This window comes from Stenotrophomonas sp. STEN018 (assembly GCF_056760235.1).
Genome location: NZ_JBRREK010000004.1, coordinates 1 through 18,248 on the forward strand (window position 1 = coordinate 1; position 18,248 = coordinate 18,248).

The 18,248-nt window shown below is 61.7% G+C and carries 19 protein-coding genes; 8 read left to right on the forward strand and 11 right to left on the reverse strand.

The features are described 5' to 3' along the window. Nucleotides 1–128: 128 nt before the first annotated feature. The gene (gene rpsP / locus ACVOMB_RS02560; RefSeq protein WP_282273428.1) at nt 129–389 is read right to left on the reverse strand and encodes a 30S ribosomal protein S16; all 261 of its coding nucleotides are present in this window, start codon (nt 387–389) and stop codon (nt 129–131) included. Nucleotides 390–694: 305 nt separating this feature from the next. On the opposite strand from rpsP, the gene ACVOMB_RS02565 reads away from it, so the two are divergent. Then, complete coding sequence (locus ACVOMB_RS02565; RefSeq protein WP_481529728.1) at nt 695–907, forward strand: ParD-like family protein; 213 nt, start codon at nt 695–697, stop codon at nt 905–907. Further along, nucleotides 904–1,695, forward strand: a complete 792-nt coding sequence (gene map, locus ACVOMB_RS02570) for a type I methionyl aminopeptidase (protein ID WP_481529729.1) — start codon at nt 904–906, stop codon at nt 1,693–1,695. The genes ACVOMB_RS02565 and map overlap by 4 nt, the downstream gene beginning before the upstream one ends. Nucleotides 1,696–1,899: 204 nt before the next feature. On the opposite strand, the gene ACVOMB_RS02575 is transcribed toward map, so the two are convergent. The 4 genes from ACVOMB_RS02575 to arsH all read right to left on the reverse strand — a co-directional run bounded on the left by ACVOMB_RS02575 (nt 1,900) and on the right by arsH (nt 7,212). Next, a complete protein-coding gene (locus tag ACVOMB_RS02575) occupies nt 1,900–3,993 on the reverse strand; it encodes a M13 family metallopeptidase (RefSeq protein WP_481529730.1) in 2,094 nt (697 codons plus the stop codon). Nucleotides 3,994–4,168: 175 nt separating this feature from the next. Next, entirely contained in the window at nt 4,169–5,308 is a 1,140-nt protein-coding gene (locus ACVOMB_RS02580) for an MFS transporter (protein ID WP_481529731.1), read from the reverse strand. 57 nt (nt 5,309–5,365) lie between these two features. Next, the gene (locus ACVOMB_RS02585) at nt 5,366–6,154 is read right to left on the reverse strand and encodes a DeoR/GlpR family DNA-binding transcription regulator (protein WP_481529732.1); all 789 of its coding nucleotides are present in this window, start codon (nt 6,152–6,154) and stop codon (nt 5,366–5,368) included. A 311-nt stretch (nt 6,155–6,465) separates the two neighbouring features. Further along, nucleotides 6,466–7,212, reverse strand: coding sequence for an arsenical resistance protein ArsH (gene arsH, locus ACVOMB_RS02590; protein ID WP_481529733.1), 747 nt, complete (start codon nt 7,210–7,212; stop codon nt 6,466–6,468). 17 nt (nt 7,213–7,229) lie between these two features. Between arsH and ACVOMB_RS02595 the strand changes: the two genes are divergently transcribed. Genes ACVOMB_RS02595 through arsB form a run of 3 tightly spaced genes read left to right on the forward strand, consistent with a single transcriptional unit; the run spans nt 7,230 to nt 9,154 of the window. Continuing rightward, nucleotides 7,230–7,559, forward strand: coding sequence for an ArsR/SmtB family transcription factor (locus ACVOMB_RS02595; protein ID WP_481529734.1), 330 nt, complete (start codon nt 7,230–7,232; stop codon nt 7,557–7,559). 36 nt (nt 7,560–7,595) lie between these two features. After that, a complete protein-coding gene (locus ACVOMB_RS02600; RefSeq protein ID WP_481529735.1) occupies nt 7,596–8,108 on the forward strand; it encodes an arsenate reductase ArsC in 513 nt (170 codons plus the stop codon). Nucleotides 8,109–8,125: 17 nt separating this feature from the next. After that, nucleotides 8,126–9,154, forward strand: a complete 1,029-nt coding sequence (arsB, locus tag ACVOMB_RS02605; protein WP_481529736.1) for an ACR3 family arsenite efflux transporter — start codon at nt 8,126–8,128, stop codon at nt 9,152–9,154. 70 nt (nt 9,155–9,224) lie between these two features. Here arsB and ACVOMB_RS02610 read toward each other — a convergent pair whose 3' ends face one another. Continuing rightward, nucleotides 9,225–10,436 carry an MFS transporter gene (locus ACVOMB_RS02610; RefSeq protein ID WP_481529737.1) on the reverse strand — a complete coding sequence of 404 codons (1,212 nt, stop codon included), beginning with the start codon at nt 10,434–10,436 and terminating at the stop codon, nt 9,225–9,227. A gap of 150 nt (nt 10,437–10,586) precedes the next feature. On the opposite strand from ACVOMB_RS02610, the gene ACVOMB_RS02615 reads away from it, so the two are divergent. After that, nucleotides 10,587–11,309: an AraC family transcriptional regulator gene (locus ACVOMB_RS02615; RefSeq protein WP_481529738.1), complete on the forward strand. Its 723-nt coding sequence runs from the start codon at nt 10,587–10,589 to the stop codon at nt 11,307–11,309. 37 nt (nt 11,310–11,346) lie between these two features. Here the strand turns inward: ACVOMB_RS02615 and ACVOMB_RS02620 are convergent, their stop codons facing one another. Then, the gene (locus ACVOMB_RS02620; RefSeq protein ID WP_481529739.1) at nt 11,347–12,039 is read right to left on the reverse strand and encodes an alpha/beta hydrolase; all 693 of its coding nucleotides are present in this window, start codon (nt 12,037–12,039) and stop codon (nt 11,347–11,349) included. Nucleotides 12,040–12,470: 431 nt separating this feature from the next. Between ACVOMB_RS02620 and ACVOMB_RS02625 the strand changes: the two genes are divergently transcribed. After that, the gene (locus ACVOMB_RS02625; RefSeq protein ID WP_481513213.1) at nt 12,471–12,833 is read left to right on the forward strand and encodes a roadblock/LC7 domain-containing protein; all 363 of its coding nucleotides are present in this window, start codon (nt 12,471–12,473) and stop codon (nt 12,831–12,833) included. 212 nt (nt 12,834–13,045) lie between these two features. Here the strand turns inward: ACVOMB_RS02625 and ACVOMB_RS02630 are convergent, their stop codons facing one another. The 3 genes from ACVOMB_RS02630 to ACVOMB_RS02640 all read right to left on the reverse strand — a co-directional run bounded on the left by ACVOMB_RS02630 (nt 13,046) and on the right by ACVOMB_RS02640 (nt 16,497). Then, nucleotides 13,046–14,569, reverse strand: a complete 1,524-nt coding sequence (locus ACVOMB_RS02630) for a serine hydrolase domain-containing protein (RefSeq protein WP_481529740.1) — start codon at nt 14,567–14,569, stop codon at nt 13,046–13,048. A 74-nt stretch (nt 14,570–14,643) separates the two neighbouring features. Next, nucleotides 14,644–15,456 carry a helix-turn-helix transcriptional regulator gene (locus ACVOMB_RS02635; protein WP_481529741.1) on the reverse strand — a complete coding sequence of 271 codons (813 nt, stop codon included), beginning with the start codon at nt 15,454–15,456 and terminating at the stop codon, nt 14,644–14,646. A gap of 135 nt (nt 15,457–15,591) precedes the next feature. Further along, a complete protein-coding gene (locus tag ACVOMB_RS02640) occupies nt 15,592–16,497 on the reverse strand; it encodes an alpha/beta hydrolase (protein ID WP_481529828.1) in 906 nt (301 codons plus the stop codon). A gap of 261 nt (nt 16,498–16,758) precedes the next feature. Here ACVOMB_RS02640 and ACVOMB_RS02645 point away from each other — a divergent pair, with 261 nt between their 5' ends. After that, nucleotides 16,759–17,169, forward strand: a complete 411-nt coding sequence (locus ACVOMB_RS02645) for a helix-turn-helix domain-containing protein (RefSeq protein ID WP_481529742.1) — start codon at nt 16,759–16,761, stop codon at nt 17,167–17,169. A gap of 223 nt (nt 17,170–17,392) precedes the next feature. Here the strand turns inward: ACVOMB_RS02645 and gpmA are convergent, their stop codons facing one another. After that, entirely contained in the window at nt 17,393–18,142 is a 750-nt protein-coding gene (gene gpmA / locus ACVOMB_RS02650; RefSeq protein WP_481529743.1) for a 2,3-diphosphoglycerate-dependent phosphoglycerate mutase, read from the reverse strand. Nucleotides 18,143–18,248 lie beyond the last annotated feature (106 nt).

Sequence of the window (18,248 nt, forward strand, 5' to 3'; positions counted from 1 at the left end):
CCTCTTCTTTTTTGTTCCGGGCCGCAAAACCACCACACCTCGCCCTCCTCACGTTCTCTGTGGTGGCGATCTCTTATTATTTTTTTCTGTTCCCGTCCGGCGGGGCGCCCCCCCCCCCCCCGCCAGGATCAGGCCGCAGCGGCCTGGGACTTGGACGCTTCCTTGTACAGGTTGCGAACCTTGTCGGTCATCTGAGCGCCGTTGGCGATCCACTTGTCGCAAGCAGCGATATCCAGCACAACGCGCTGCTCGCCACCCTGTGCAACCGGGTTGTAGTAACCGACGCGCTCGATGTTGCGGCCATCGCGGGCGCTACGGACGTCGGAAACGATGATGTGGTAGAACGGACGCTTCTTGGCGCCGCCGCGGGTCAGTCGAATCTTGACCATGGTGGTGTTTTCCTATGTTGCCCAGTCGCCAGGATGGCGCGGTAAGCCAGCGATTATAGCGACCACCCCGCCCCATTCCAAGCCCAGCCCTACCGGGGTACCTGAACGGGCGCAGTCGCTCGACTTCTGCTGGCGCCGCACCAGCGTTGCAGAGCTCGACCCTCACAGCCAGCCCGTTGGCGCTACCTACTTCGATCAACGCTTCACTTGGCAGATGCCGCCGTCAGGAGGTCCGTTCCGTTTCGTTCAGCGCTCGAATAATATGATTCGCATATGGATCATATATTCAATCAAGGGAGCGACCGATGGGCATCGTGAACATCGACGACGAACTGCACGACAACCTGCGCAAGGCCAGCACCGTGTCTGGCCGCTCCATCAATGCCCAAGCCGGGTTCTGGATCAAGATCGGCATGCTCTGCGAACTCAACCCGCAGCTGAGCTTTCAGGAACTCGTCGCCCGCGAACTCATGGCTGCCGGGGTAAGCCCAGCAAGCATGCGGACGGCAGACGCATGATCAAGCAGCCGCACGAACTGGCATTGATGGCCGAATCCGGGCGTCTGCTGGCGTCGGTGTTCGAAGCGCTTAACCAGCTGCCGCTGGAAGGCTTGAGCACCCTGCAGGTAAACGACTGGGTCGAGCGCTTCATCGTCGACCAGTTGCAGGCGCGCCCGGCCAGCAAAGGCCAATATGGCTTCGCCTATGTGCTCAACAGCTCCATCGACACTGTGGTCTGCCACGGCATACCGTCATCGAAAGACATCCTTCGCAACGGCAGCATCGTCAACCTGGATATCACCTTGGAGAAAAACGGCTATATCGCCGACTCCAGCCGTATGTTCCTGATCGGCGAGGTGAGCCATCAAGCCAAACGTCTGGTGCGCATCACCAACGAGGCCATGTGGAAAGGAATCGCCACGGTACGCCCCGGCGCAACCTTGGGTGACATCGGCTATGCAGTCCATCGCCACGCCAAGGAGGCAGGCTATTCGGTGGTGAAGGAATACTGCGGCCACGGTATTGGTCGCGAAATGCACGAAGAGCCAAATGTGCTGCATTACGGGCATCGCGGCGCAGGGCTGGAACTGCAGGCCGGCATGACCTTCACCATCGAGCCGATGATCAACCAGGGCCGCGCAGCGATCGACAACCACGACGATGGTTGGACGGTGACCACGCGCGATGGAAAGTTATCGGCGCAGTGCGAGCATACCGTCGAAGTGACGGAAACTGGCGTGCGCGTGTTGACGCTGCGCGATGAGGAACGGGCCACCGCGCAGAAGCTGCTTGGCGCGCTCGTGTAAGACAGGCTTTTGTAGGAGCGGCGTAAGCCGCGAAGCTGGCATTCCTGGAGCCAATGGCAGATACGCCATCTGATGATCTATCTGCTTCGCGGCTTACGCCGCTCCTACAAAAGCCAAGCTACTCGCCACCAATGTGATCGGACAAAAGAAAGCCCGGCAATGCCGGGCCTTCTTCATTCACACATAGCGATCAATCAACCGCAATCACCAGATCACAACCCGCTTGTCGTCAGCGCGCACCATCGCATCGCCCGCCTTGCACTGGAACGCAGCGGCATACGACGGCATGTTCGACGGCGCACCATTAGCGCGGAAGTTGGCCGGTGCGTGCGGATCAGTGTTCAAACGCACGCGCAGCTCGCCATCGGTGAAGTTGCGACGCCACACGGTGGCCCAGTTCATGAAGAAGCGCTGATCCTGGGTATAGCCATCAACCGGCACATTGGCCTTCGCGTCTTCCTTCAGCGCCATCTGCAATGCGTCATAGGCAACGGTCAGACCACCGAGGTCACCGATGTTCTCGCCCAGGGTCAGCTTGCCCTTGACGTTGACGCCCGGCAGCGATTCGTAGCCATCGAACTGTGCGACCAGCTGGTCGGTGCGACCATTGAATGCGGTGCGGTCGGCATCGGTCCACCAGTTGTCGAAGTTGCCGTTGGCGGCAAACTGGCTGCCCGAGTCGTCGTAGCCGTGCATCATTTCATGGCCAATCACCGCACCGATGCCACCGTAGTTCAGCGCCGGATCGGCCTTGGCGTCGAAGAACGGCGGCTGCAGGATGGCGGCCGGGAACACGATCTCGTTCTTGGTCGCGTTGTAATAGGCGTTGACGGTCTGCGGGGTCATGCCCCACTCGGTCTTGTCCACCGGCTTGCCGATCTTGCCCAGCATGTAACGGTAGTTGAACGCCTGCGCGGCCTGCACATTGCCCAGGTAGCTGTCGCCATTGGTGGTCAGGCCCGAGAAATCACGCCACTTGTCCGGGTAACCGATCTTCGGGGTGAAGCTGGCCCACTTCTCCAGCGCCTTCTTCTTGGTATCCGCGCCCATCCACGGCAAGCCTTCCAGGCGTGCCTTCAACGCGACCGACAGGTTTTCGACCAGGTGCTGCATGGCAACCTTTGATTCGGCCGGGAACACTGCGTCCACGTACAGCTGGCCCAGCGCTTCACCCATCGAACCATTCACCGAATCCAGCACGCGCTTCCAGCGCGGCTGCATTTCCTGCTGGCCACGCAGGGTCTTGCTGAAGAAATCGAAATTGGCCTGTTCGAAGTTCTTGCTCAGGTACGGCGCGGCGTTGTCCACGGTGTGGAAGCGCAGGTAGGCCTGCCAGGTGGCAGCCGGCACGTCGCCCAGCATCTTGTCCACTTCGCCGAAGAAACCCGGCTGGGCCAGCGAGAACTTGTCCTTGGCCGGGATCTGCAGCGCGTCGAACAGCGCAGTCCAGCTGAAGTTCGGGGTCTGCTTGTCAGCATCAGCGGCGCTGAGCGGGTTGTAGCGCTTGGCCGGGTCACGCAGTTCGATGCGCGACAGCGAGGCCTTGGCCAGGCGGGTTTCGAAATCCATCACCGCCTTGGCCTGCTCCTTCGCCTGCGCGGCATCAACGCCGGACAGGGTCAGCAGCTGCTCGATGTAAGCGACATAGGCCTCACGGATCTTGGCCTGCGACTCGTCGAAGTAGTAACCCTTCTCCGGCAGGCCGAGACCGCTCTGGCCGACATAGGCGATGACGTTGGCCGAATCCTTGAAGTCCGGGCTGGCGTACAGCGAGAACAGGAAGCCATTGCCCTGCGCATAAGCATCACGCAGATAGCCGGTGATGGCAGCGGTGTCGCTCAGCGCGGCAATCTTGTCCAGTTCTGGCTGCAGCGGCTTGATGCCGGCGGCCTCGATGGCGGCCTCATCCGAGCCGGTCTTCCAGATGTCGCCGATCTTGGCTTCGTTGGAACCTGCTGCAGCCTTGCCAGCGGCAGCCTGCTGCACCAGCGCGTGCTGCACTTCCAGCGAGCGCTCGCGCAGGATCTCGAAGCTGCCCCAGGTAGTCTGGTCGCCCGGCACCGGGTTGGCCTTGAGCCACTTGCTGTTGACGAAGCCGTTGAGGTCGGCACAGGCCTGCACGGCCGGATCCAGATCGGCGGCGTTGAGCGAGATCAGCTGGGTCTTTAGCTGTGACTGGTCGAACGCAGCCTTGGCTTCAGCAGCCGGCGCGGCGGGAGCTTCGGTCTTGCCACAGGCGGCGAGCGAGGCGGCGATTGCAACCGTCAAGGACAACGGGACTAGCTTGGAAAACGACATGGACATCTCCGGCCAAACAGGGAAAGGCCGCGCGTAGCGCGCGAGCCAACCTGTGAGACTAGAGGATTGCCGGGTCGCGCGCGAACCGCCGAAAGTCACGACCACAAGCACTGGCTGCGACTACAACGGGGTTGGTCAGCAACTCAACTGAATAACTGAGCAGCAAAAAATGCGTTCAACGCACCCGCAACAGCGAACCAATCACCGCCACACACGCCAACGCACCAGCAGCAATCAGGAATGCAGCCTGCAGCGACCATTGCTGGGCGATGAAGCCAATCGCCGCCGGCCCAAGCAGCACGCCCGCATAGCCCATCGTGGTTACTGCCGGAATGGCAACACTCTCAGGCATGCGGGTCTGGCGCCCGGCCAGGCTGAACATCACCGGCACGATATTGGCGCAACCAATGCCGACCAATGCGTAGCCGAGCAAGGCCACACCGAAGCTGGGCACCAGCGTGGCCAGCACAAAGCCGCCGCAGGCCAACAAGCCACCGAGCAATACCGCAACACTCGATCCGAGCCTGTTCACCAGCCCATCACCGAGCAGGCGTGTGGCAGTCATTGCGATATTGAAGGCGACAAAACCCCAGCCGGCATGGGTCAGCTCGACGCCACGCACGTCATGCAGGAACACCGCGCTCCAATCCAGCATCGAGCCTTCGGCGAGAAAGCTGATGAAACACACCGCGCCAATCACGATCACCACACCGCGTGGCAACGCAAAACTGGCTTCGCCCTGCTCCGCTCGTTCGCTGCGCCACCAACGCGACGACAGCGCGGTGATCGCCACAACGCCGGCAACCACCGCGAACGTCGCCAACAACGCCCCTGCGCCAATCGACAACAGCAGCGTTACCAGCGCCGCACCGGTCAAGGCACCAATGCTGTAAAACGCGTGGAAGCCGGACATCATCGCGCGCCCGGACTCGCGCTCTACCACCACCGCCTGGATGTTCATCACGCAGTCCATGGCACCGATACCCGCGCCGAACACCAACAGCACGATGCCGATACTCAGCGGCGTGGATGCAACGGCCAGCAATGGCAGCATCAGCACCATCATCACTACGGTCACCAGCATTACTGGGCGACAACCGTGACGCGCGGCCAGCATGCCGGCCAGCGGCATGGACAGCAGCGAGCCCAGACCGAGACACAGCAACAACACGCCAAGCATTGCGTCATCAAGACCTGCACGGGCCTTCGCAAAAGGTACCAGCGGCGCCCAGCATGCAATCGCAAAACCGGGAACGAAGAAGGCCGCGCGCGTGGCTATCTGCTGGCTGCGTTGTAGAAGTATTAGATTGGTCACGTGTTGTTCCTGGATGTTGTTCTACTGCAGGTGCCAGCGGGCGAAAGCGTCACTGAATCAAGCTGTCGCAACGGCAACCCGATGCAGGCGCTGTGCAATAGATGCGAACCGCTGCTGCATTTCGGCCGGGACACGGTCACTGATCAGCAGTTGATCAACCTGCTCGATGCCGGCAATACGGAAGCTGCCACGTGCGCCGACTTTTTCGTTGCTGGCGACAATCAGCGTGGTAGCGCTGACGCGCAGCATTGCCTGCTTGAATGCGCACTCTTCGGCATTGATGCCCCAGATACCTGTTTCAGGATCGACTGCGCAGACGCCGGGAATGCAGACGTCCGCCTGCAACTGCGTCAGTTGCTGCAAGGCGATGGAACCGATGGCACCGCCACTGCGTGGATCGACCCGGCCACCGATCATCACCACCTCGGCAGCCGACGCACCGGCCAGTGCATTGGCTACAGCAGGGGAGTTGGTAACAACAGTCAACGCGGTGCCACGCAGCGCTCGGGCGATCTCGACATTGGTGGAGCCCGCATCCATCAGTACCACCTGCCCGGGCAGCAATAACGAAGCAGCCTGCACAGCCAAGGCGCTGCGCTCTGGATCATCCCGCCCTACCCGCTCAGGCAGGGCGTCGAACTGCGGCGTAGGCAGCAGCGCCCCGCCATACACCCGCCGGCACAGCCCCTTGGCTGCCATCTCGCGTAGATCGCGACGGATGGAGTCCTCAGAAACCGCGAACGCAGCCGCCAGATCATTGGCCACAACCCGGCCGTGCTTGCGGAGCTGTTCGAGGATGCGCTGCTGGCGCTCCTGCGGGAGTGCATCGGGGTCCGAGGCGGTCATGTGATGGTTTCTGTGTTGATGGGAATCTGGCTCGGCATCGGCAGCGCCGAGGGTCGCCGCTCCGGCCGCCTCGGCCCCTGATAACGAAATCATGCATCAACACAATAAAACGTGCAACTTCGTGCATAACAAAGAATGAACAAGCAGACTCGGTCATGCGCCTGCGGCCGCTGGGGCACTGATGCCTCAATCCGGGATGAGGTCCCTGCCGGTGGCAATCAGGCGATCCGGGAGCGCTACAGCAAAAGCTTTACCCCTCCCCAACCCTCCCCTTCGCGTTGCGAAAGGGAGGGCGCAGAAGCCACGGCAAGTCACGGCGTGTTTGCTTCAACCACACCCGCAGCAAGCACCAGCTGCTCGGCCTCGGCAGCTCCCTTGCGCTCGCTGTAACGGCTGACCAAGTAGTCGCTGCGTCCGCGCACCATCAACGTGAACTTCACCAGCTCTTCCATCACATCGACCACGCGGTCGTAGTACGGCGAAGGCCGCATGCGCCCTTGCTCATCGAACTCTTGCCAGGCCTTGGCTACCGAGGACTGATTTGGAATGGTGACCATGCGCATCCAGCGGCCCAGCACCCGCAAGGCATTGACCACGTTGAACGACTGCGAGCCGCCGCAGACCTGCATCACCGCCAGCGTTCTTCCCTGCGTTGGGCGCACACTGCCGTCCTCCAACGGCAACCAGTCAATCTGGTTCTTGAACACCCCTGTCAGCGTGCCGTGGCGCTCCGGCGACACCCATACCTGCCCTTCCGACCACAGCGACAGCGCGCGCAGCTCCTGCACTTTCGGGTGTTCCTTGTCGCAGCCATCAAGCAAAGGCAGGTCGTGCGGGTCAAACAATCGGGTTTCCGCACCCAATTGCTGCAGCACGCGCTCGGCCTCCAACGCCAGTTTGCGGCTGAACGATTGCGGCCGTAGTGAGCCATACAGCAACAGGATGCGGGGCCGATGTGTGCCCGATTCGGCGCCCAGCAGATCCGCACGCAGCTCGGGCAAAAGTCCAAGGTCGACGTTGGGTAGAGGATTGGATGCGGCTTGATTGGTCATATTCATTCGACTATTCTAGAAACATGGAAATGAATCAAGCAATAGCTGCCTTGACCGCACTCGGCCACGCCACCCGCCTGGCCGCCTTCCGCCTGCTGGTCGAAGCCGGTCCACAGGGACGCATGGCCGGCGATATAGCCCAAGCCCTGTCCGTGCCCAATGCAACGCTGTCGTTTCACCTGAAGGAACTCGTGCATGCAGAGCTGGTGCAGAGCGAAAGCATCGGCCGCAACGTCTGCTACCGCGCCAACTACCCAGCCATGAATGCATTGATGGCCTACCTCACACAGAACTGCTGCGCAGGCTCGCCGGACGCAGGCTGCGAAGTCACGCCAGGCCAGCATTGCTGCTGAACAACCGCCGAAATCACCTGAAGCCGAGATGCAGCGATGACCACTAATGTTCTTTTCCTGTGCACCGGCAACAGTGCACGCAGCGTGCTTGCCGAAGCCACCCTGCGCGCTTGGGGCGGCAATCGCTTCGCGGCCTTCAGCGCCGGTAGCCAGCCCACCGGCACAGTCAATCCGTTCGCAATCGGGCAACTCCAGTCCGAGGGCATCGCCAGCGCCGGCCTGCGCAGCAAATCCTGGGATGAGTTCTCCGCCGACGATGCACCACGCATGGACTTGGTCATCACGGTCTGTGATTCGGCCGCTGCCGAAACCTGCCCTGTGGTGTTTGGTGATTTTGTCCGCGCGCATTGGGGTCTGCCAGATCCGGCAACGTTGGAAGGCAGCAATGAGGCCAAGCGTGAGGCGTTCGCGCAGGCGCATCGCGTCGTCAAAGCGCGTCTACTGGCATTGCTCGCCCTGCCCGCTGCAGCATGGAATGACCGTCAACAACTCCAATCCGCGCTCGATGGCATAGGCTTGGTGCAACCCGATGACGCGCAAGCTCCGTGACTGAGCAGGCGCCGCGCATGGGTCTGTTCGAACGCTACCTGACCTTGTGGGTCGCGTTGTGCATCGTCGTGGGAACCGCACTTGGGCATCAATTCCCGGACGCATTTGCTCACTTCGCCGACCTGGAGGTAGCCAAGGTCAATCTGCCGGTGGCCGTACTAATCTGGCTGATGATCATCCCGATGCTGCTGAAAGTGGACTTCGGTGCAATGCGCCAGGTCGGCCAGCACTGGCGCGGCATCGGCGTGACCTTGTTCATCAACTGGGCGGTGAAACCTTTCTCGATGGCGGTACTTGGTGGCCTGTTCCTGCGCCACGTGTTTGTCGAATGGCTGCCTGCCGCCCAGATTAATTCGTATATGGCCGGCTTGATCCTGCTGGCAGCCGCGCCGTGCACGGCAATGGTGTTTGTATGGAGCAACCTGTGCAGGGGCGATGCCAATTTCACCCTGAGCCAGGTCGCCTTGAACGACGCGATCATGGTGCTGGCGTTTGCGCCTTTGGTAGCCTTGTTGCTCGGCATATCGGCAATCAGCGTGCCCTGGGCCACACTGTTGCTCTCGGTGACGCTGTACATCCTGCTGCCGGTGGTGCTTGCGGTGCTGCTGCGGCGCTGGCTGCTGCGTAGTGGCGGGCAAGCACGTCTGAATCATGTATTGGAACGGCTTGGACCGCTGTCGTTGACTGCATTGCTGGCAACGCTGGTGCTGCTGTTTGGTTTCCAGGGCCGGCAGATCATTGAACAGCCGCTGGTCATCGCCATCCTCGCGGTCCCCATCCTGCTGCAGGTTTATTTCAACTCCGGCTTGGCGTACCTGCTCAATCGCAGACTAGGTGTGGCCCATTGCGTTGCCGGTCCGTCCGCGTTGATCGGCGCAAGCAACTTCTTCGAGTTGGCCGTGGCCACTGCGGTCAGCCTGTTCGGTGTGCACTCCGGCGCGGCGTTGGCGACGGTGGTTGGCGTACTTATCGAAGTGCCGGTGATGTTGTCGGTGGTCTACCTCGTCAACCGCAGCCGCCACTGGTACGAAGCCAAGCCCAGATAGACATCCAAGCGTGCATCACTTCAAACGCAACGCCCGGCCAGCGCCGGGCGTTGCGCGTTTACCACGCGCCTCAACGTGCGCGCGGATTCGGCAGGAAGGCTGCGACGATGCCCAGCAATGGCAGGAACGAGATCACCTTGTAAACCCAGATGATGCTGGTGTGATCGGCCAGCACCCCCAACACTGCTGCTCCAAGACCACCCATACCGAAGGCGAAGCCGAAAAACAAGCCGGAGACCGTGCCGATGCGGTTGGGCATCAGCTCCTGCGCATAGACCAGAATCGCCGAGAATGCAGACGACAACACAAAGCCGATGACCATTGTCAGGATCATGGTCCACTGCAGGTCGGCATACGGCAGCATCAAGGCGAACGGCGCCACGCCCAGGATCGAAGCCCAGATCACCGGCTTGCGGCCGATGCGGTCACCCAGCGGCCCGCCGATCAAGGTGCCGGCCGCCGATGCGGCCAGGAAGCCGAACAGATGCAGCTGTGCACTCTGCACTGAGACATGGAATTTCTGGATCAGATAAAACGTGTAATAGCTGCTCAAACCGGCGATGTAGAAGTACTTGCTGAAGATCAGCACCAGCAGGATGCCGATCACCCAGGCCACGGTCTTCGGCGGCAACAGATTGGCAGGTTTGGCCGCCACCTTGGGCTGCGCGGCAACGGCAAGCAGGTGCTGCTGATACCAGCGACTCACGTAAGTCAGCAGGCCGATGCCCAACAACGCGGCGCAGGCGAACCAGGCCACGCTGCGCTGCCCGTTCGGCACGATCACTGCCGCTGCCAGCAACGGACCAACCGCAGTACCGGCATTGCCGCCCAGCTGGAACACCGATTGCGACAGGCCATGGCGGCCGCCCGAGGCCAGCCGCGCGATGCGCGAAGATTCTGGATGGAAGATGGCCGAGCCGATACCGACCAACATCGCCGCCACCAACACCGTTGCGAAGTTGGGCGCGAACGCCAACAGCAACAGACCACACAAGGTGGACACCATGCCCATCGGCAGCGAATACGGTGCCGGCCGCTTGTCGGTACGCAGGCCGATCAAGGGCTGGAACAACGACGCGGTGAGCTGGTAGGTCAGCGTTATCAAGCCGACCTGGGCGAAGCTCAGGTGGAACTGACCTTTGAAGATTGGATACAGCGCCAGGATCAGCGACTGCATCATGTCGTTGACCAGATGCGAACTACTGATCGCAGCAAGCACACCTACCGCGACCGGGCGACGTTGTGAGGCAGGAGCTGCAACCGTTGAAGCAGGAGATGACATGGTGTGACCGCGAAGTGGGGGCGGACGCGCATGGTAGAGTCGCCATTCACGTCCATCCTGCGCGATATGGTCATGCATCCTTTAGAAAAGGACATTCCACCTGTCCGAAAAGGCCACCGCCAACCACTCCCGGTCGGCCCGGAAACAGTGGTGTACTGCAAGGCCCGCGACTACCCCACCAGCACCTTGATTCCCCTGCACCACCATCCGGATCGGCACCAACTGGTCTATGCGGAAACCGGGGTGCTGGTAGTCAACGCCGGCATGGGCCGCTGGGTGGTGCCCAGCACGCGCGCTATCTGGATGCCGGCCGGCATCGGCCATCAGGTGCATTGCATTGGCCTGGTACAGATGCGCAGCCTGTACATCACCCCGGAGGCAATGCCGGACGCGCCGGAGACACCGTCAGCAGTGTCCATCACCCCATTGCTGGCATCGCTGATCCACGCTGCGGTCGAAATACCGGTGCGCTATGCAGAGAATTCGTGTGATGGCCGGCTGATGCGGCTGATCCTTGATGAAGTGCAGACCTTGCCGGTATTGCCGCTACACCTGCCCGAACCGCGCGACCCACGGCTGCGCCAGATCGGCAGGCAACTACAGCGACACCCGGACGATGCCTCCACCCTGCAGGACTGGGCTACCCGCCTGCAGGTGGACGTGAAAACCATCCAACGCCTGTGCGCGCGCGAACTGGGCATGACCTTCGGCCAGTGGCGCCAGCAGGCGCGCCTGCTACGTGCCTTGGAGCGCTTGGCGGTCGGCGAGAAAGTCATCGACGTGGCCTTGGCACTGGGCTATGAAAGCCCCAGCGCGTTCGCCACCATGTTCAAGCGCCGCTTCGGGCTGACGCCGAGTCAGTTCTTCCGCTGACGCCGCATGCAAACCGCAACGCCATCGCGCGTCGTTCTCAACCCGCTGTAGCCGTTGCCGCCTCATCAATCAAGGCTGCAACTTCCACCGGATGCGATGCCAACGACGCATGCCCCGCATCCAGCGTTATCACCTTGCGCGCGTTGAGACGGGCAGACATCGCCTTCTGGTTTTCCGGCGCGATCATCCGATCCTGGCTGGATATCTGGTACCAGCTTGGCTTGTGCTTCCAGGCCGGATCAGTGACGTTGTCACCGAAAGTGCTGGCCAATGGCGCCTTCTGCGTTACCCCCATGACGAAGCCCTCCTCCTCGGGCAGGTCCTGGCAGAAGCTTTCATGGAACTTGTCTGGCTTGAGCCATAGGTAGCCATCACCGTCTGGCGCCAGATTCGGCGCTGCGACAGGAAGATGCTGCTGGGTGATGCCACCCGGGCTTTCACCTGCATCCGGGGCGAAGGCAGCAATGAACACCAGTGCCTTCACGTTGGGCAGGTTACCGGCCTGGCTGATCACCGCACCTCCGTAGGAGTGCCCGGCCAGGACCACCGGCCCGTCGATCTGCGCCACCATCTTGCGGGTGCGCTCGGCGTCATCGGCCAGCGATGTCAGAGGGTTCTCAACCGCACGGATATCCTGATATCCCAGACGCCTCAGCTCCAGAATGACGCGCGCCCAGTGCGCCGCGCCGCCCCAGAAACCATGCACCAGAACCACTGCCGGCTTGCCCATGATGTGTGCTCCCGCTGATTGGAATAGTTGATGACGGAGATGCGACCTCATCGCCCTTTCTGCGATTGGCAGTCACCTTGAGCCGCCATTCTGCGACTCGGCCGTAAATTGGCGGTGACGGTTTCATTGCTGAATTCCATCGAAAACCACTGATCCCAATTCAGCGAGAGAACGCGTGCAGGCACTGCCATTGCCGGATATAGCAGTGCGATACCCCCAATCTCCGCAGGCGCATCCATCGTGTGCTCTGCAAGCCATCACTGCACACATCGAGGAATCAGCGATCCAACCATGGAATGGATCGTCTCCGGCCACATACCTGACCTGCTCGCAAACGCTCGATGGTTTTCGCTATGCTGCGCGGCCGCTCGCCCGGGATGGACCTGTGCGGGCTTTGCTTTTGTAGAAACCTTTACTTCATTGGATTGAAAATGGCTGCAAACGTAAAACTAGATGCTTTGAGCGAAATTGCTGGTTTCATCGGCGCCGCATTGGTGGACAGCGACAGCGGCATGGCGCTGGGAACCCTGGGTGGCGGCGCCATCAACATGGAAGTCGCCGCCGCCGGCAACGCTGACGTCGTGCGCGCCAAGCGCCGCGTGGCGAATTCGCTGGGCCTGAGCGACGTGGTGGAAGACATCCTGCTGACCCTGTCCAAGCAGTACCACCTGATTCGCCCGCTGGACGGCAGCAAGGATCTGTTCCTGTATGTCGTGCTCGACCGCACCCACGCCAACCTGGCGATGGCACGGCACGAACTGAAGTCCTTCGAGAAGACCCTGGATTTCAAGTAAGCCAGGACTGCTCTTGTTTGCATGCAAAAGCCCGGCCTGATGCCGGGCTTTTTCTTCGGGTAACAACACCGTGCGAGGTCTGACTATTGTGGGAGCGGCGTGAGCCGCGAAGCAGATAGCTCATCAGCTGGCACATACATCTGCGCGTGCAGCAACATCAGCTTCGCGGCTTACGCCGCTCCCACAAACAATTCCAGCCGCCGCCACCTGCCCTAGCGTGATGGCACGCGCATATAGCGTTCGCCATCAAATTCGAACCCTAGCAGTTCCCCCTTTGCATCACGTTGAAACTGCACAGGCTCAGGTACATCCAAAGGCCCATTCTGCGCAGCAAACAGATCCCGTGCAGCAGGTGTCAGCCTGCGATTTAGTGCACCGATCTGGAGTTGCATTCCCTCGCCATCGACGATCACCTGGGCAGTGACCGGCAACGCTACTCCACGGAAATCACCGGCATAGGGCGCGTTCGAATCTGGCCGCCATTGCCAACCCTGCCAACGCGGATCGTCATGCTGTTTCGCCTGCCGCGCCCGCATGCCCGCCAACTGCTCGGCTACACGCTGCGGATAGGCCTTCTGGCGGATCTGCGCCCATGAGGCCGCCTCAGGATGGTCGACCAAATATTGGAAGAACTGCACAACTGTGCGCGAGGTCAACCAACCGGTGGCGTTATCCGAGTTGGAGAACACACCGATACCCACGCCCAGATCCGGTGAGAACGCCATCATGCTGCGCGCACCGGTATAGCTGCCGCCGTGAATGTAAAGCGTGCGGCCCTCGAAGTCACATACATTCCAACCGAACGCATAACCATTGCACGGCAGCTCATAGGCGTTGCGGGCCCTGGGATCGACCTGCGCACCGATGCGGTGTGCTGCCTGCAGGGCGTCTGCATTCAATTGCGGAGACAGCGGTGCACCCAACTGCAAACGCAACCAACGGCCCATGTCGCGCGGCGATGTCATCATGCCGCCAGCCGAGTGCATCAAGGCATCAGGCTTGGGCGGCACCAGCCGCCAACCCTGCTCGGCTCCAAGCCACTGGTGATTGAAGGCCAGCTGCGCTGGATCGAAGCTTGAAGTATTCGTTGCGGTTTCGTGCAACTGTAGCGGGGTGAACAAAGTTTGCTGCAACCACTCCTGCCACGACTTACCGGTGTGTTGTTGCAGGATCGCCGCGTAGATGTTGTAGCCCAGATTGTCGTAGTCGAAGCCGTCGGCGCGCTTGCTTGCGAACTGCTGCAGCAATTGCGGATACAGGGCCGGATCGGGACTGCCGATATAGGCCTCCAGCGTGGTGATCGCATCCGCGCTCAAGGGCACACGGTGATTGAGCAGGTCTGCAAGAGTCCAAGCAGCAGGATCGACGCCTTCGGGCAGGCGCAGCTGCGGCCAGTGATCAGCCAGGGTACTGTCCAGCCGCAGCACGCCTTGCTGATCCAGCACCTGTGCCAGCAGCCCCATGTACGACTTGGTCTGCGATGCGATGTACATCGGCGTGTGCATGGTCAGCGCTGCCTTGCTGCTGGCGTTGCGCTGGCCTCGCGTATAGCCCAGCAATTGCTGGTCGCGGTCGACGATCACCACCGCATAGCCCGGCCCCAGCTCCGGAATACCATCCAGAAATGTAGCCAACTTCCCCGCAGCCTGCTGCGCGGATGCGGCATCTGCCGTTGTCATGCAGCCCAGCCAGACCGGCAGCAGCAATAGCAGGGACAGGATGTTGCGCAGATGCATGGAGCGGCTCCGTAGCTGACAGCGGTCAAGATGCGCTACCGCCACAGGGCAGATCTTGAACGGATTGAACCTGCTCACACCCGCAACAGCGCGCGCAGCCGTGCCGGAGTCAGTCCGCTATGCGTGCGGGCAACCCGGCTGAAATGGGATTGGTCGGCAAAGCCAGCCTGCTGCGCCACGTCGGCCAAATCCTGGCCCTTGGCCAGCAGCGGCAAAGCACGCTGCAACTGCGCGCGCGCCCGGAATACCGAGGGTGCGCAGCCCATCCAGCGCGCGAATGCCCGCGCCAGATACACCGGATGCACGCCAAGCTCGCCGGCCAGTTCGGTCAATGGCGCGTTTTCTTCCTGCAGCCGCTGGCAGCACAAGGCCAACCAACGCGGCGGTGTGCCGCGCGGGCGCTCGTCGCTGGCTGCCATCCCGGCCAGCAATTCCCACAGCCGGCTGTCAACGTCGGTATTGGCCAGTTCCCCGGCAAACAGCGCCGAAAGAAGTTCCCGTCCCTGCAACAGCAACGGCTGTGGCGCATGCCCACGCCATTGCCAGGCACGGCCGATGCCCAGGTTCTCGTACAGATCGAACGTGGCCGGCAGATCGATACCCAGCATCAGCGCACCGGCCGGGCCGTAGTCATTGGCATGTGCCACTCCCGCCTGCTTCACCCCCAGCGCTGGCACGGCCAGCCGCTCCTCGCCCTGCGCGGTCTGCTCGGCCAAGGTGCCTAGCAGCAACAACGAAAGCTGGTGGCAATCATGCGCGTGTCGCTGCATGCGCTCACCGGGCGCGTACCAGCTGACCCGCGCGGCCAGACACTCGCCGCTGAAGACCCGGCGCCGGTTTGGGCCCTGCGCTGCATCGATCCGATGGGTGGCTGACGGCGAGGACATGGCGTAGCGCGGGCGGCAAGGGTTGAACCAAGTCTAGCCACGCCGCACGGCGGCGCACCTGCCGTTGGTCGTGGTGCCGCATGCAGGGACCGGCGGCTGTCCGCGCACCGGTCCCAACCCAGCCGATTGACTGACTCAGCTTTTGGGCGCGGCCAGCAGGTACTTCAAACCGTGCATGAAACCACGCGGAGCAACGCTGAGATGGTCCTCGTCATTGAGCACATCCAGCTTCAGCTCCAGTGCCTGGCCACCTCGGGCGCCCAACAGGCCGATCATGCGCTGCGCATCGACCACCATGTCGGCATCGCCGCCATGCTGCACCGATTCGTACTCGCCCACGTACATATAGGCGCGCACCGGCAGCTCGGCCGGCTTGCCTGCCGCGGCCAGGCGACGCTCCATCTCGTGCTTGTCGAACCAGTACGACGGGCTGCCGAGGATGTAACCGCTGAACAGCTGCGGTCGTTCCAGCAACACCTGCGTACCCAGCAAGGCACCGTAGGAATGGCCAAGGAACATGCGACGGCTCTCGTCACTGCGGTAGCGCTTGGCCACGAATGGCAGTACCTGCGTTTCCAGATAGCTGATGTAGTCGCCGGCACCACCGTGCACGGCATCGGCCGGCGAGCCACTTGGGCCATTGGTGGTGGGCGTGTAGTCGCGCCGGCGGCTCTGCATGCCGCCCTCGCCCTTGGCATAGGACAGACCGACCAGGATGAAGTCCTCGATCTTGCGACCTTCGACATTCAATCGGCGCGCCATCTGCCAGACCAGCGGGAAGGCATAGTCGGCGTCAGTGACGTACAGCACCGGGTAGCGTTTATCGGGGTTATCGGCGTAAGAGGCAGGCAAGGACACGAACACCTGGTAGCTGCGGCCACTGACTGGATCAGGCACGTCCCAGACTTCGCTGCCAAGCACTTCGTAAGGATTGCCTTCACCGCGCTGCGCGTTTGCCGCTACAGGCTGGGCTACCGTTGCTTGTGGCGAGGCTTTGGGCGTCGCCTCCGGAGCACCACTACAGGCGCTCAACGCCACCATTGCCACTACCGACATCATCCATTTGCTCAAGCAGACACTCCAGTCATCGTGATCAGTTCCCGATGATGGCATGACAAGGCGCGCGCGCGAGGGCCGCCTTTCCCAACTGCCTACGCATTGCGGAGCGCTGCAGCCGCCACTTCGAAACGCGCAAGCCGTTGATTCAATTGAAACGACACGCCACTGGCGGCTTGCTGTCGTGTTGCCACAGCCGGTTCTACGGCAGCCTGCCAGCTCGGCTAACATCGTCAGGAACGTGGCATGGAAGATGAAACAGTGAAGATCGACGGAAAGCGGATCAGGCAGTTGCGCGGAGCACGCGGCTGGTCGCAGGAGCACCTGGCTAGCATCTGTGGCTTGAGCCCACGCACCGTGCAACGGCTGGAAGCCGAAGGCAACGCCTCGCTTGAGTCGCGGATGGCGGTTGCGGCGGCGCTGGAGGTTGCGGCGAAGGATCTGCTGCATGCCGAGTCTATCGAGGGTGCAGCTATCGAGATTGGATCTCCGGTTATTGCATCAGTAACGGCTCCAAGAATACGCCCCGAGAACCTCGTGTTTGGCATAGCCCTGCTGGTGATGGCGATCCTGTATGGCGCCTACAACATCGGCAAGGATATGGCGCTGCGCGACAACGCGCTCTGCGATGCAAAGCCGGCCCAGTGCCAACGTTGAGGCTGGCTGCACGTTGATTGGCTTTTTGTGTGAGCGGCGTAAGCCGCGAAGTAGAGCCATCATCAGATGGCAGCTGCCCCAAGGCCTTCAGCAATGCCAGCTTCGCGGCTTACGCCGCTCCCACAAACACAAAAATCCGATGCCAGCGCGCTGGCATCGGATTTCGGGTGATTCACTGCTGAAGTGAGCAGCACCAGTGCTGGTGCTGCTTCCAGCTGATCGCTTACTTGGCCTTGCCCTGATTGGCCACAGCTTCGGCAGCCTTCTTGGCTGCTTCCGGGTCGCCCAGGTAACGGAACGACTTGACGGTGAGGTCGTCGTTCAATTCGAACAGCAACGGGATGCCGGTCGGGATGTTGAGCTCGAGGATGGCTTCCTTGCTCACGTTGTTGAGGTACTTGTACAGCGCGCGCAGCGAGTTGCCGTGGGCGGTGACCAGCACGGTCTTGCCTTCCTTCAGCTGCGGGGCGATGGCGTCGTGCCAATACGGCAACACACGATCCAGCGTGGTCGCCAGCGACTCGGTGGCCGGCAGCGCATTGCGGTCCAGGCCGGCATAGCGACGATCATGGATTGGGTGACCCGGATCGGCCAGGTCCATCGGCGGCGGCGGGATGTCATAGGAACGGCGCCACACCTTGACCTGTTCCTCGCCGTGCTTGGCGGCGGTCTCAGCCTTGTCCAGGCCCTGCAGGCCACCGTAGTGACGCTCGTTCAAACGCCAGGACTTGTTGACCGGCAGCCAATCCTGACCCAGCTCGGCCAGTGCACCCTGCAAGGTGTGGATGGCGCGCTTGAGCACCGAGGTATGGGCTACATCGAACTGCAGGCCCTCTTCCTTCATCAGCCGGCCGGCGGTAGCGGCCTCCTGGCGGCCCTGCTCGGTGAGTTCCACGTCCACCCAGCCGGTGAAGCGGTTATCGAGGTTCCACTGGCTCTGGCCATGGCGCAACAGCACGAGTTTGCGGGTCACTGCGGAGGTCTCCGGATGGGGAAGTAAGACCGCGATTGTAGCCCTTCACGTCGGCATCCGTTCCTTGCCTGGGGCTTGAGTATGGAAGCCATGTAGTTGCAGGGGA